Annotated in this window: 9 protein-coding genes and 2 tRNA genes; 8 read left to right on the top strand and 3 right to left on the bottom strand. The window is 54.8% G+C overall.

The window, feature by feature from the left end:
- Positions 1–24: 24 nt before the first annotated feature.
- The 7 genes from ruvX (at position 25) to H8527_RS07475 (ending at position 6,346) form a co-directional block, all read left to right on the top strand.
- Complete coding sequence (gene ruvX, locus H8527_RS07505; RefSeq protein ID WP_187547007.1) at positions 25–447, top strand: Holliday junction resolvase RuvX; 423 nt, start codon at positions 25–27, stop codon at positions 445–447.
- Between the two features lie 23 nt (positions 448–470).
- Positions 471–1,028 carry a peptide deformylase gene (gene def / locus H8527_RS07500; RefSeq protein ID WP_187547005.1) on the top strand — a complete coding sequence of 186 codons (558 nt, stop codon included), beginning with the start codon at positions 471–473 and terminating at the stop codon, positions 1,026–1,028.
- An 82-nt stretch (positions 1,029–1,110) separates the two neighbouring features.
- Positions 1,111–2,838, top strand: coding sequence for a tetratricopeptide repeat protein (locus H8527_RS07495; protein WP_187547004.1), 1,728 nt, complete (start codon positions 1,111–1,113; stop codon positions 2,836–2,838).
- 391 nt (positions 2,839–3,229) lie between these two features.
- On the top strand, positions 3,230–5,047 hold the full coding sequence (locus H8527_RS07490) for a U32 family peptidase (protein WP_187547002.1): 1,818 nt from the start codon (positions 3,230–3,232) through the stop codon (positions 5,045–5,047).
- Positions 5,048–5,053: 6 nt separating this feature from the next.
- Positions 5,054–6,025, top strand: coding sequence for a zinc ribbon domain-containing protein (locus tag H8527_RS07485; protein WP_187547000.1), 972 nt, complete (start codon positions 5,054–5,056; stop codon positions 6,023–6,025).
- A gap of 128 nt (positions 6,026–6,153) precedes the next feature.
- A tRNA-Val gene (locus H8527_RS07480) sits at positions 6,154–6,228 on the top strand.
- Positions 6,229–6,271: 43 nt separating this feature from the next.
- Positions 6,272–6,346 (top strand) — tRNA-Val (locus tag H8527_RS07475).
- A 178-nt stretch (positions 6,347–6,524) separates the two neighbouring features.
- On the opposite strand, the gene H8527_RS07470 is transcribed toward H8527_RS07475, so the two are convergent.
- The 3 genes from H8527_RS07470 to rho all read right to left on the bottom strand — a co-directional run bounded on the left by H8527_RS07470 (position 6,525) and on the right by rho (position 10,809).
- A complete protein-coding gene (locus H8527_RS07470; protein ID WP_187546998.1) occupies positions 6,525–7,346 on the bottom strand; it encodes a glycoside hydrolase family 25 protein in 822 nt (273 codons plus the stop codon).
- Between the two features lie 13 nt (positions 7,347–7,359).
- Complete coding sequence (panB, locus tag H8527_RS07465) at positions 7,360–8,178, bottom strand: 3-methyl-2-oxobutanoate hydroxymethyltransferase (RefSeq protein WP_187546997.1); 819 nt, start codon at positions 8,176–8,178, stop codon at positions 7,360–7,362.
- Between the two features lie 528 nt (positions 8,179–8,706).
- Positions 8,707–10,809, bottom strand: coding sequence for a transcription termination factor Rho (gene rho / locus H8527_RS07460; RefSeq protein WP_187546995.1), 2,103 nt, complete (start codon positions 10,807–10,809; stop codon positions 8,707–8,709).
- Positions 10,810–11,037: 228 nt separating this feature from the next.
- Here rho and H8527_RS07455 point away from each other — a divergent pair, with 228 nt between their 5' ends.
- The gene (locus H8527_RS07455; protein ID WP_187546994.1) at positions 11,038–12,906 is read left to right on the top strand and encodes an ABC-F family ATP-binding cassette domain-containing protein; all 1,869 of its coding nucleotides are present in this window, start codon (positions 11,038–11,040) and stop codon (positions 12,904–12,906) included.
- Positions 12,907–12,927: the final 21 nt, after the last annotated feature.

The raw sequence follows: 12,927 nt of genomic DNA, 5'->3' as shown, positions 1-12,927 counted from the left end.
TCCTCCTGAATCACCCAGAAAATCATGAGACTGCTTGCCATCGACTATGGAAAAAAGCGGACGGGAATTGCTGTGAGCGACTCCTTGCAGCTGATTGCCAACGGACTGACCACCGTAGAAACGAAAACCTTGTTGCCGTTTTTGCAGGACTATCTCTCGCATGAGCAGGTGGAGCGCTTCATCTTGGGACTCCCGATTCAACCTAATGGCCGACCCTCCGAAAATCAAGCCCGCGTCAGGAGCTTTGCCGGGCAGTTGGCAAAGGCCTTTCCCAATATCCCGATTGAATTTTACGACGAGCGCTTCACCTCCGTTTTGGCTCACCAGACGATGCTCGACAGCGGCATCGGGCGAAAGCGTCGTCGAGACAAGGCCTTGGTCGATGAGATTGCTGCCACCATCATCCTGCAAGGCTACATGGAAAGCCGACGCATACATAGTTTTTAATTCTACAATCAACTCCTACAACAATGATACTCCCCATCTATACTTACGGTCAGAAAGTGCTGCGCGAAGTGGCGCAAGACATCTCGGCCGACTACCCCAACTTAGACGAACTCATCGACAACATGTTTGAGACCATGGTCAACAGCGATGGAGTAGGGCTGGCTGCCCCTCAAATCGGACTTCCCATCCGTCTCCTCGTCGTTGGTTTGGACTCCCTCTCGGAAGACTATCCCGAATACAAGGACTTCAATGAAGCCTACATCAACGCCCACATTGTGGAAGTCGATGAGAGCGAAACGAAACTGATGGAAGAAGGCTGTCTTTCGCTCCCCGGGCTTCACGAGTCGGTGCGTCGCCCCACCCGTGTGCGCGTACAGTGGATGGACCGCAACTTCGTGGCTCACGACGAGTGGGTTGATGGCTTCTTGGCGCGCGTTCTCCAGCACGAGATTGACCATCTCGAAGGCAAAGTCTTCACCGACCGCATCTCTCCGCTCCGCAAGCAACTCATCAAGAAGAAACTTTCGGCCTTGTTGAGTGGCCGCTTCAGCTGTGACTACAAGGTGAAAACTAAGGCTTAGACACATGTGCACTTCGACTTCTTTTCCATTACGAGGATGCGTGCAGCACGCTGTCCTTTTGATTTTCTGCGCTCTATTTGCTTTGGCAAGTAGAGCGCAAACGGATATTGAGAATGTGATGAGGATGGGGCGGAGTGCCTTGTATTACGACGACTATGTCACCGCGCTCAACTATTTCAACCGCGTGCTGGAAGCCCGTCCCACCTCGGCCGATGCCTACTATCTTAGAGCTGTGGCCAAGTTTTCGCTGGAAGACTATGGCGGTGCCGAGCGTGATTTGGACAAAGCCATCGATTGCAATCCTTTCAAAAACGAGTTTTATCAGTTGCGCGGCCTTTGTCGCATCCACAATAAGAAGCTCCGCGAGGCCGTGGAGGACTACACCCATTCCCTTCTCGAAGAGCCCGACAATCAAGGGGTGCGCTACAATCGTACGCTTTGCTACATGGAACTGAAAGATCATTCTGCCGCCTTGGCAGAGGCGAAAACCCTCGTCCATAAGTGGCCGGCCTTTTCCGGTGGCTATCTGTTGGCTGCACAAGCTCACTTGGCGCTCAAAGACACCACTGCTGCTCTCCGCAACATTGACTCCTTGCTCGTGCTCAATGCACGCGATGCCCAAGCGTGGGCTTTCAAAGGCCGATATGCCCTCTCTAAGAACGAAGCCACCTTGGCCGACTCTTTTCTCACGCAAGCCATCAAGTATCAGACACGTGTGGCAGACCACTACCTCTTGCGGGCACAAGCGCGCCACGCGCTCAACAAGTACGGCTTGGCCTTGGCCGACTATGACGAGACCCTCCGCCTCATCCCCGAACATTTCGTAGCCCACTACAATCGAGGACTGCTGCGCTCCTTTGTGGGCGATGACAATCGCGCCATCGAGGACTTCGACTTTGTCATTGCCAAAGAGCCGGACAACACGCTGGCCGTCTACAACCGCGCGCAACTCCACGAGCGGGTGGGCGACTTCAGAAAGGCCGAAGCCGACTACTCCCGCCTGCTGCGCACCTATCCCAACTTCCTCTACGGCTATGCCGCACGGGCACGCTGTCGTCGCCACCTGGGCAACACGAAAGGCGCTTTGGCCGACGAGACTCGGCTGCAACGTTCGGAATTGGACGTCCTTTTTGCCCAGCAAAAGAAGCCCCCCCTCAAAAAGGTGCGGAAGCGCTCGGAACACGCTCTGGAGCAATATCAGCAGCTGATAGAGGACAACGAAGAACCCTCGCGTACCTACATGAGCGAATTTGCCGGAAAGGTGCAAAACCGCAAGACCGAGCGCGTGTTTCTGCCCATGTTCAGCGTGGTGCGCGATGTGACGGACCAGGGCTATCGTGGCGAAATCTTCACACCGCTCTCTTTGCAACTCAAAGCCCGACACTACATCGTGGCGTCCAACGAGACTCTCCCCCTGTCGGCACGGGAGTTGAGCCATCTCCTCAACGTCAAGGAGAGCGAAGGTAAGGCGCTTTGGCTCGCTCAGCAAGCACGAGAATCCACCACACCACAAGCCGCGCTCGACCTGCTCGACACCGCTCTGAAACTGCAACCAGAGGCCGCCTACTTGCATTACAACAAGGGCTGCGTGTGGGTGCAAATGGGCGAGCAGGAACGGGCTCTTTCGGCCTTCGATGAAGCCTTGAAGCTCGACCCGCAGATGCCCGAAGCCTATTACAATCGCGCCGTGGTCTACCTCCTCAAACAAGAAAACCTGAAAGCCATCCCCGACCTCAGCAAAGCCGGCGAACTGGGCATTTTTCGGGCTTACAACCTTTTGAAGCAGGCCAAGGCCTCTCTGGACGAGTGAGTTTTAGGTCTGCTAAAACGTTCGTTAAGCCACTTCTTTCTCTGTATTACTTGCTCATCAATAGGTGCTCCTGCTGCATTTCCGAAAAGCCTCCGTCCTTCTCCCAAAGTGAGTTCGGTAGCTGAAAAAGTTGGTTTCTTCAGAGATAATCTATAAACCAAGGTTTGGTTTATATAATTCAAGGTTTGGTTTATGTAATTCAAAGCTTGGTTTATATAAACCAAAGTTTGGTTTATAGAATTGCTCCCATCCGGTTGACTTTTTCTCAAAGACAGCCAACTTTGAAAGGGACATGGCTGAGTTTGGTTCACCGACCGCATCTCCCTTTGCCAATACCGCCTCCCACCCCCAACATCGACAACCATTTAGAACGCTTACTCTCCCCCTCGCCATGACTCCCATAGAACTCCTCTGCCCGGCCAAAAATCTCGATATAGCCCGCGAAGCCATCAACAACGGTGCTGATGCCGTCTATATCGGTGGTCCTTCCTTTGGCGCCAGAGCGGCTGCCGGCAACAGCGTCGAAGACATCGCATCGTTGTGTCGCTATGCCCACATCTTTGGTGTCCGCGTCTACGTGACGCTCAATACCATCCTCTACAACCACGAACTGCCGGAAGTGGAGCGCCTCATCCATCGGCTCTATGAGGCGGGTGTCGATGCTCTCATCGTCCAAGATTTGGCCCTGTTGAAGCTCGACCTACCGCCCATTGCGCTCCACGCTTCAACACAGATGGACAACTGCACGCCCGAAAAAGCACGCTTCCTCGAAGCGGCCGGATTCTCGCAAATTGTGGTGGCCCGCGAACTTTCGCTCGACCAAATTCGGGCCATCCGCGAGGCCACCACACTCCCCATCGAAGGCTTTGTACACGGGGCGTTGTGCGTGAGCTACAGCGGTCGCTGCTATGTGTCACAGCACTGTTTCGGACGCTCAGCCAATCGAGGAGAGTGCGCGCAGTTTTGCCGCCTCTCGTTCGACCTCGTTGATGCCGACGCCCGGGTCATTTCGACCAAGCACCACCTTTCGCTTCGAGACATGAACCGCAGCAACAGTATTGAGCAAATGCTGGATGCCGGTGTGCAGAGTTTCAAAATCGAAGGGCGATTGAAGGACGCGGGTTATGTGAAGAACGTGACGGCCCACTATCGACAGGCCATCGATAAAATCCTTGCCCGCCGTCCGCAAGAGTTCGTTCGCGCGTCTTATGGGGAAAGCCACATCGGCTTCATTCCGCAACTCAACAAGTCGTTCAATCGCGGCTTCACCGACTATTTCCTTCATGGACGCTCCGCCGGCATTTGGTCCATGCAGACACCCAAAGCCATTGGTGCACCCGTGGGTAGGGTAGGGCGTGTGGGCAAACGCTCGTTTGTGGTTGAGGGCGAGGCGACTTTTGCCAACGGCGACGGCCTCTGCTTCTTCGATGCCGAAGGGCGGCTGCAAGGATTTCGCATCAATCGAGCTGAAGGGGGCGAACTGTTTCCCTTGCAAGTGCCCCCTGGTTTGCGCCCCGGCATCGAACTTTTTCGCAACGAAGACCGAGTTTTTGAGAAAGTGTTGCATCGCTCGGCCACCACGCGGACGCTGAGCATCATCCTGACCCTCTCGGAGTGGGAGGAAGGTTTTCGCTTGGCTGCCGACACCGAACACGGCGTGAGTGTGCTGCTGGAGTTCCGTTGCGAAAGGACAGAGGCGCGCACGCCCCAACAGGAGAACATGACCAAGCAATTGTCCAAGTTTGGCGGCACGCCTTTTGAAGTGAAGTCCATCGATTTTCGTCTTCGTGGGGAGCGCTTCATCCCCTCTTCGCAGCTCGGCGAGTGGCGACGGGATTTGACTTCGGCGCTGACGGAAGCTTGTCTGCAGCACCATGTGCGCGATGTGCGCCGTCCCGTTTCTCCCGAACTTGACTTGTCGGGTTGTTCGTTCGACTATACGGCCAATGTGGCCAACCAACTGGCGGAACAATTCTTGAAAGAGCATGGCGCGGAACATGTGGCTCCGGCCTACGAACTGAAAGAACAGGCCGGAGCCACTTTGATGACTTGCCGCCATTGCCTCCGATATGCCCATGGCGAATGTCCGCGAGAGACGGGGCGTGCACCGCGTTGGAAAGAACCGCTTGCGTTGCGACTGCCCAATGGGCGCACTTTCCCACTGACTTTCGATTGCGCAAAATGTGAAATGAGTGTACACCACGACTGACCCGACATGAAACCTTTGCTTTACCTCCTCTTCCTGCTCTTCTGCGTGGCTTGCGACCACGACAAACCCCAAGTCATCGACCCTTGGAGCACAACGCGGGTCGACTCTGCCGCATTTCGCACCACTCACCACTATTGGAAAGGCGACCACTTCGTCACCACCGATTCGCTCCGACTTTCGGCTGCTGTACCCGGCAGGGTGGGCTCTATTTTCTTGCGAGACAGTACCCACCTCGGCGCAGAAGAACCTCTGGTGGTGGTCAACATCGACAGTGTGGCCGACGGGCGGTCCGACAGTCTTTGGGTGATGGTAGCCGGCAGCGCTGAAAGTCTGGGTTGGGTGAGCGAAAGTGAATTGCTCCAACGGTCGGTGCCCGACAACGTGATTTCGCGATGCATCCACACCTTCTCTTCCGGACGCATGCAGGTCATCCTCTGCTGCCTGGGCGTGGCTTTGCTCTTCTTCTTCATCCAGCGGCTGCGCCACACGCGCTTTCAGATGGTGCACTTCAACGACATCAAGAGTGTCTATCCCACGTTGCTCTGCATCGTGGTGAGCGGTTCGGCGGTGCTCTATGGCGCCTTGCAGCAGTTTGCACCCGATGTTTGGGAGGAGTTCTACTTTCATCCTACGCTCAACATCTTTGCGCCGCTGTCGTCGCCGGTGCGTCTCTTTGTGATGAGTTGTTGGCTGATGCTCATTGTCGGTGTCGCTGTGGTCGACGATTTGCGCAAGCAGCCCGGTGTGGTCAATGCCGTTTCCTATTTGTCGGCCTTGGCCGGTGTTTGCTTGTTGCTCTACTTCTTCTTCACGCAGGCGGTCCACTTCTACATCGGCTATCCGCTCCTCTTCCTCTATTGGGCTTACGCCCTCCGACGACATTTCTATCACAATGCCGCCCGATATCGTTGCGGAGCTTGCGGCAACGCCCTGCATAAGGTGGGGCGCTGCCCCTATTGCGGAGCTCTCAATGAATGATTTTGCCGCCTTAACGTGACAAATCTTCTCCTTCTCCCGAGAAAAACAAACCTCCCCTTGAAAAAAGAGGAGGAAGATTTGGCGCGTAAGGAAAAAGTTCGTACTTTTGCATCGCTGTTGAGAACAAAGGGCGCTTAGCTCAGCTGGTTCAGAGCGTCTGCCTTACAAGCAGAGGGTCGGGGGTTCGAATCCCTCAGCGCCCACTCTCTTCCCTTTTTTGTTCTCAATGCCGATAGTTTACTTATCGGGCGCTTAGCTCAGCTGGTTCAGAGCGTCTGCCTTACAAGCAGAGGGTCGGGGGTTCGAATCCCTCAGCGCCCACATCTTTTCAACGTAAGACTTTCTCGTCTTGCGTTTTTTTATTGTCTAAAACGAAGGGCCGTGCCAAAACAAATGCTTTGGCACGGCCTTATTGTGGAGAGATGGCGTAGAAGAGAGTTTCTAAATTTCGTTGTTGAAACTTAGAGTGCTCAGCACGTAAGTGGGAACGACAAGTCTGCTACATCTGCAGAGAAGCCAAAGAATGGTTGTTCATCAGGCAACTGCGGTCTACTTTTCCTTTAATGCCCGGGACGCGTCCCGTTTGCGTGTATTGCCACATGATGTAGTCGACTTCCTCGCGAAGGATGGGTGGTTCGGCTTGGTATTTGGCAATCATCCAGTGATAGCCCTGAAACTCACCGACAAGGTGCTTGTTGTAGAAATTCTGATAGGTATAAAGCATCGGCTTCACCCCATAGTAAGCCGTAACTTTGTCGATAAAAAGCCGTAAGTCCGCTACAAATTGCGCGGTGGGCACTCCATTGGTGGTCTCGATGTCGATGATGGGCACAAGGTCCTGGTCCACCTTCCGCACAACAGAAGTCAGGTTGGCCAGTTGCTCATCTATGCCGATGTGAGCGCGATAGAAATGGTAGCTGCCCACGCTGAGCCCCACACGGCGGGCTTCGGAAATGTTGGTGTAGTAATAAGGGTCGACAAGTTGAGCGCCTTCAGTGGCTTTGATATAGACGTAACTCACTCCACCCTCTGCCGCCACAGTCTCCCAATCAATCACGCCTTGATAGCGGCTCACATCGATTCCCTCCTTAAAGCTTGTGTTTAGTTTCGAAACCTTGGCATAAGTGATAGGGGCTGTCCGGCTCTCCTGTGTGTTCTTTGATTTCTGCGGAAGCGCATCCGGCAGGTTGGTGCGCTCACGCTCAGCAGGCGAAAGCGCACGATGGGCTTTCACCTTGTCGCCATTCACCGTCTCTGCATGGAGGGCAGTGAAGGGCAGACACAGCAAAATAAAGAAAAGCAACGGAGCGGAACGCAACATAAATCTGAAGAAATTAGTACTGTTCAGAAGCATTGGGGAAATCACCGCTTTTCACATCAGCAACGTAAGCCCCAATAGCATTGGTCATGATGGTGTGCAGGTCGGCATATCGACGCAGAAATTTGGGAGAAAAACCATTGTTCTTGCCCAACATATCATCGACCACCAACACCTGCCCATCTGAACTTCCGGCGCCAATACCGATGATGGGGATGCGCAGGCTTTGACAAACTTGTGCATTCAACGCCGCAGGTATTTTCTCTGTCACCACCGCGAAGCATCCCACCTCTTCTAAGGCTTGGGCATCGCTCAGCAGTTTTTGAGCCTCAGCTTCTTCTTTGGCCCTCACCGCATAGGTGCCAAACTTGTTGATACTTTGTGGAGTGAGCCCAAGGTGTCCCATCACGGGAATGCCGGCTTCAAGGATGGTGCGCACGGTGTCAAGGATTTCCACACCGCCTTCCAGTTTTAAAGCATCAGCACCAGTCTCCTGCATGATACGGATGGCATTGCGCACACCCTCGGTAGGATTTACCTGATAAGTCCCAAACGGCATGTCGCAAACCACCAATGCTCGCTTCACACCACGCACCACAGAGCGTGCATGGTAAATCATCTGATCCAAGGTGATGGGCAGCGTGGTGAGGTTGCCCGCCATCACGTTTGATGCGCTATCGCCCACCAAGATGCAATCTACACCTGCCCCATCAACAATGGAAGCTGTGGTGTAGTCGTAAGCGGTGAGCATGGCAATCTTTTTGCCCTGTTGTTTCATTTCCAAAAGGCGATGCGTCGTGACTTTGCGGGCGTCTTCAACTAAGTATGTGGCCATGATATTCTGATTTTATATACAAATGTAAAGGCTTCAACCGCCTTTACCTCTGCAAAAATACAAAAAACGGAGGATACATCCAAAAGGGCATCCGAAAGAACAACATTATTTAAGCAGATATGGACTCTCTTTGCAAGTAAGTAGGTGCTCAGAATTAATTGATACTATATTTGTTCAATTTTTTAGTCAGCTCGTTTTTGAGAAGAAGGAGTGTAGCGGGCTATATGACTGATGAACAAAGGCGAGATGGCGAGAAAGTGAAACAAAGATGATATCAAAGCAGAGAACATCCTACGACTAAGATAATTACGATTAATTTTGAACACTTACTTATGAAAGGGTAGCAATGTGTGAGAGTACATCGTTGCGGAAAGGAGCAGCCTCGTTTTTTATGGACCTTCGAAAGAAGGACACTACATATAAAGACAGCGCCCCCGAGACTTGTTGAGGACGTGTCGGTGGCGCTGTGGATTTGAACGCGGGGAACAGCGTTGTGATTTGGAAAATGAGAAGTCCGGCAGAAGAGGGCTAGCCATTCATCGTGCTGAGGAACTCTTCGTTGGAGAGGGTGTCACCGATGCGTTTGTGTACGAAGTCCATGGCTTCGAAGCTGCTCATGTCGGCCATGAACTTGCGGAGGATGTGCATGCGGTTGAGCGTGGTCTCGTCTTGCAGAAGGTCATCGCGACGCGTGGAGCTCTGGATGAGATTGATGGCAGGGAAGAGGCGCTTGTTGGCCAGACCGCGGTCAAGTTGCAGCTCCATGTTACCTGTGCCCTTGAATTCTTCGAAAATCACCTCGTCCATCTTCGAGCCAGTGTCGATGAGGGCGGTGGCGATGATGGTGAGTGAACCGCCGTTTTCGATGTTGCGGGCGGCCCCGAAGAAGCGTTTGGGACGTTGTAGGGCGGTGGCATCGACACCACCGGTGAGTATTTTTCCAGAGGTGGGGGCAACAGTGTTGAAAGCCCGAGCAAGGCGGGTGATAGAGTCGAGGAAGATAACCACATCGTGGCCGCATTCGACCATGCGCTTGGCCTTTTCGAGCACCATCTGTGCCACGCGGACATGGCGGGAGGCCGGTTCGTCGAAAGTGGAAGCCACGACCTCGGCCTTGACCGTGCGCTCCATGTCGGTGACCTCCTCGGGACGCTCGTCGATGAGGAGCATCATGAGGTAGGTGTCGGGATAGTTCTCGGCAATGGCATTGGCAATCTGCTTCATCAAGATGGTCTTACCGGTTTTGGGCTGGGCCACGATGAGTGCGCGCTGGCCTTTTCCGATGGGCGCAAAGAGGTCGACCATGCGGCAGGCAAGAGGTGTCTTTCCGCCGGTGGAAAGTTTGAACTGCTCGTTGGGGAAGAGTGGGGTGAGATGCTCAAAAGTGGTGCGATCGCGCAGTTGTTCGGGGGTGAGTCCGTTGATGCGTTCGATACTGAGTAGGACGTAGTATTGTTCACCAGAACGCGGAGCACGCACTTTCCCTTCGACCACATCGCCTGTCTTGAGCATGTAGTTGCGGATTTGGGCAGGGGCGACATAGACATCATCGGGTGAAGGCATATAGTGATAGTCGGCAGTACGGAGGAAACCCACCCCTTGCGAGTCGACCTCGAGCACTCCTATGGCTTCGAGCACAATGTCGGCTTGAGCCGTCGGGGCTTGCGGCAGACTGGCCACTTCGGTGGTGCGGCGCGCCTGCATCACCATGTCGTCCTTGAAGCGGCGGAAGCGAGATAAGGAGGAATCACCGGAGTAGTCGCTCTCTGGAGCTGTGGGAGCGGCGGGGAGAGGGGCGAAACCTGTGCTCACAGCCGGAACATCCTTAACAATGATGAAGTCCGCTCCCTTGGCAGCAAGTTCGGCCGCTTCGGTGCGTCGGCTCTGACTTTCTTGTTCGGAGGAAGCCTTTCGCTCCTCGTTGCGCCGGCGATAGAGCTGGGCAAACTCCTTGAGATCGGGCGTTTCCGTATCGCTTTCGTTGGTGTCGGGCTCGGGGGCAGTGGTGGCTTGCTGCATTTGGGCCAAAATGAAAGCCGGCAGTTCTTCTTGCTGTTCAGGAGTAGCCGCCGCGGTCGAGCTAGTGGAAGGCTCGGTAGCCGCCACCTGTGTTTCGACTTCTGACACAGGGGACGTGGCAGTCTTTTCTGTCGTTGTTTCGCCTTTGGCTTGTGCACCGGCAATGAGCGCTTGTGCGGCTTCGAAAGCCTGGCGAGCAGCGATGTCCTCCTTTGATGGGCGTCCGCGCTTGCGCTTGGGCGGCTCCACGAGGCCTCCCAAATCGAGCAACGTCTGTGTGGCCAACGCATCGGCTTCCTTGGCTTTGGCCACCACGGCACGCTTGGCCGCACGCTCTTCGCGGCTGTTTTCGAAACGCTCGCTTTCGCCCGAGGTCGAGGCCGAATAGACGTGGTCGGAGGTCTTGACGGCAATGCGCCGACGACGTGGCGTCGTCTCGACTGCGGAGGTCGGGGCTGTTGCCGCTTCGGCCTGGGCATCCAAGATGTCGTAGATGAAGTCGTCCTTTGTGGTGCGGGAGCGCTCGGGCAAGTTCATTTCAGCAGCAATGTTACGAAGTTCGTTCTCGTCCTTGCCGAGCAGTTGTTCTTTGGTATACTGATTGGAAATCATCAGAAAAACGTAAAGTTTAGCGTTGCATACCCCCATGCACACACTTTGTGCAAGGAGTGTATCCTCTGTGGTTTAGTCGAAAAAGTGGGGAATTGGAATGCCGTCAAAGGCTCATCGAGGAAAATCGTACTACTTTCTGATTTTCACGTTGCAAATTTAGAACAAATCTCTGGAACGGACGAATTTACTGCTGTTTTTTTTGTAATTTCGCCGCACAAAACGATAAAAATGGCAATTCCGTATTTAGATATTCAGCATTTGACGAAGCGCATCGGCGACTTGGTGCTCTTCGAAGACATCTCGTTCAGTGTGGCCGAAGGGCAGCACGTGGGGCTCATTGCGCGCAACGGTGCTGGAAAGTCCACCCTCCTCAGTCTGATTGCCGGCAAAGACGGGGCAGACAGTGGGGAGATAGTTTTTCAAAAGGGGCTGCGCATCGGGATGTTGGAGCAGACGCCCGACTTCGACCCGACTCTGACGGTGCGACAGGCGGTGAGTACACGCTTGCAGTCGGAGCTCTCGTCGCTGCTCATTTCGGAAGAGGGGACGAACCTGCAAGCTCACACCAACACCTTTGACACCGATGAAGAATGGGCGGAGGTGCAACTGCGGGTCACGCAAATCCTCACGCAGCTCAAGATTGCCAACCTCGACAAACCCATCGGCCTTCTCTCGGGCGGACAACAGAAGCGCGTGGCCTTGGCTTCGGTGCTCATCGCCAACCCCGACCTTCTCATCCTCGACGAGCCCACCAACCACCTCGACCTGGAGATGATTGAGTGGCTGGAGAAATACTTGCAGCGCAACACCAAGGCCCTCCTCCTTGTCACCCACGACCGATACTTCCTTGACCGAGTGTGCGGCACCATTGTCGAACTCGACGACCAAACGGCCTACACCTACCGCGGCAACTACGCCTACTACCTCGAAAAGCGCGACGAGCGTATCGCAGCCACAGCCGCCAACATCGACCGAGCTCGCAACCTCTATCGCAAAGAGCTCGACTGGATGCGCCGACAGCCGCAGGCTCGAGGCCACAAAAGCCGTTCACGCAAGGAAGCCTTCTACGAACTGGAGCAGCAGGCCCGCCGCCGCAGTGAAGAGCGCGCCGCCCGCCTCAACGTCAAGGCGAGTTACATTGGGTCGAAAATCTTCGAAGCCGAATACGTCTCCAAAACTTTCGACGACGGCATCGTCATCCTCAAAGATTTCTACTACAACTTCTCGCGCTTCGAGAAAATGGGCATCGTCGGCAACAACGGCACCGGAAAGAGTACCTTCATCAAAATGCTCCTCGGCCATGTGCCCCCCACCTCCGGCCGATTTGCGGTGGGCGAAACCGTGCGATTCGGCTATTTCTCCCAAGAGGGAATGCCCCTCGACCAGCAGAAAAAGGTCATCGACGTGGTCCGCGACGTGGCCGAAGTAGTCGACCTCGGCGGCGGACGACGCATGACGGCCATGCAGTTTCTCACCCACTTCCTCTTCCCCCCGGCCCGCCAGCAAGACCTCGTCTACAAGCTCTCCGGCGGAGAGCGCCGACGCCTCCAGCTCTGTCTGGTGCTCATGCAGGCCCCCAACTTCCTCATCCTCGACGAGCCCACCAACGACCTCGACATCGCCACCCTCCAGCGATTGGAGGAATACCTGGCCGACTTCCAAGGCTGCGTCATCGTGGTGAGTCACGACCGCTACTTCATGGACAAGGTGGTGGACCACCTGCTCGTGTTCCGTGGACAAGGCGAAGTAGACGACTTCCCCGGTAACTACTCCCAATTCCGCGACTATCAAGCCCTCAAAGACAAGGAGGAAGAGCGCGAGAAAAAAGACGCCCGCCCCACTACCGACACCCGCAAACCCATCCACGAAGGGAGCGACCGCCGGCGCCGACTGACCTTCAAGGAGCGGAAAGAGTTTGAGGTGTTGGAAAAAGACATCGCTGCCCTCGAAGCCGAAAAAGCGCAAATCCACACCGACTTGGCCTCTGGAACGCTCGACGTGGAGCGCATCACGGCCCTCTCCAAGCGCCTGCCCGAGCTTGATGCCGAACTGGACGAAAAGTCGATGCGCTGGCTCGAACTCTCGGAATGGGCCTGAACCCGTCGCCCCTTGGGAAAT

Source organism: Alloprevotella sp. Lung230, assembly GCF_014385435.1.
In the GTDB taxonomy this organism is placed as follows: domain Bacteria; phylum Bacteroidota; class Bacteroidia; order Bacteroidales; family Bacteroidaceae; genus Alloprevotella.
This window is presented reverse-complemented; position numbering and strand designations above follow the sequence as displayed.

Bases quoted from the DNA above. Each gene is read 5' to 3' on its own strand.
- ruvX (WP_187547007.1), top strand. From the start codon at position 25: ATGAGACTGCTTGCCATCGACTATGGAAAAAAGCGGACGGGAATTGCT.
- H8527_RS07490 (WP_187547002.1), top strand. From the start codon at position 3,230: ATGACTCCCATAGAACTCCTCTGCCCGGCCAAAAATCTCGATATAGCC.
- H8527_RS07470 (WP_187546998.1), bottom strand. From the start codon at position 7,346: ATGTTGCGTTCCGCTCCGTTGCTTTTCTTTATTTTGCTGTGTCTGCCC.
- H8527_RS07455 (WP_187546994.1), top strand. From the start codon at position 11,038: ATGGCAATTCCGTATTTAGATATTCAGCATTTGACGAAGCGCATCGGC.
- rho (WP_187546995.1), bottom strand. From the start codon at position 10,809: ATGATTTCCAATCAGTATACCAAAGAACAACTGCTCGGCAAGGACGAG.
- def (WP_187547005.1), top strand. From the start codon at position 471: ATGATACTCCCCATCTATACTTACGGTCAGAAAGTGCTGCGCGAAGTG.
- panB (WP_187546997.1), bottom strand. From the start codon at position 8,178: ATGGCCACATACTTAGTTGAAGACGCCCGCAAAGTCACGACGCATCGC.
- H8527_RS07485 (WP_187547000.1), top strand. From the start codon at position 5,054: ATGAAACCTTTGCTTTACCTCCTCTTCCTGCTCTTCTGCGTGGCTTGC.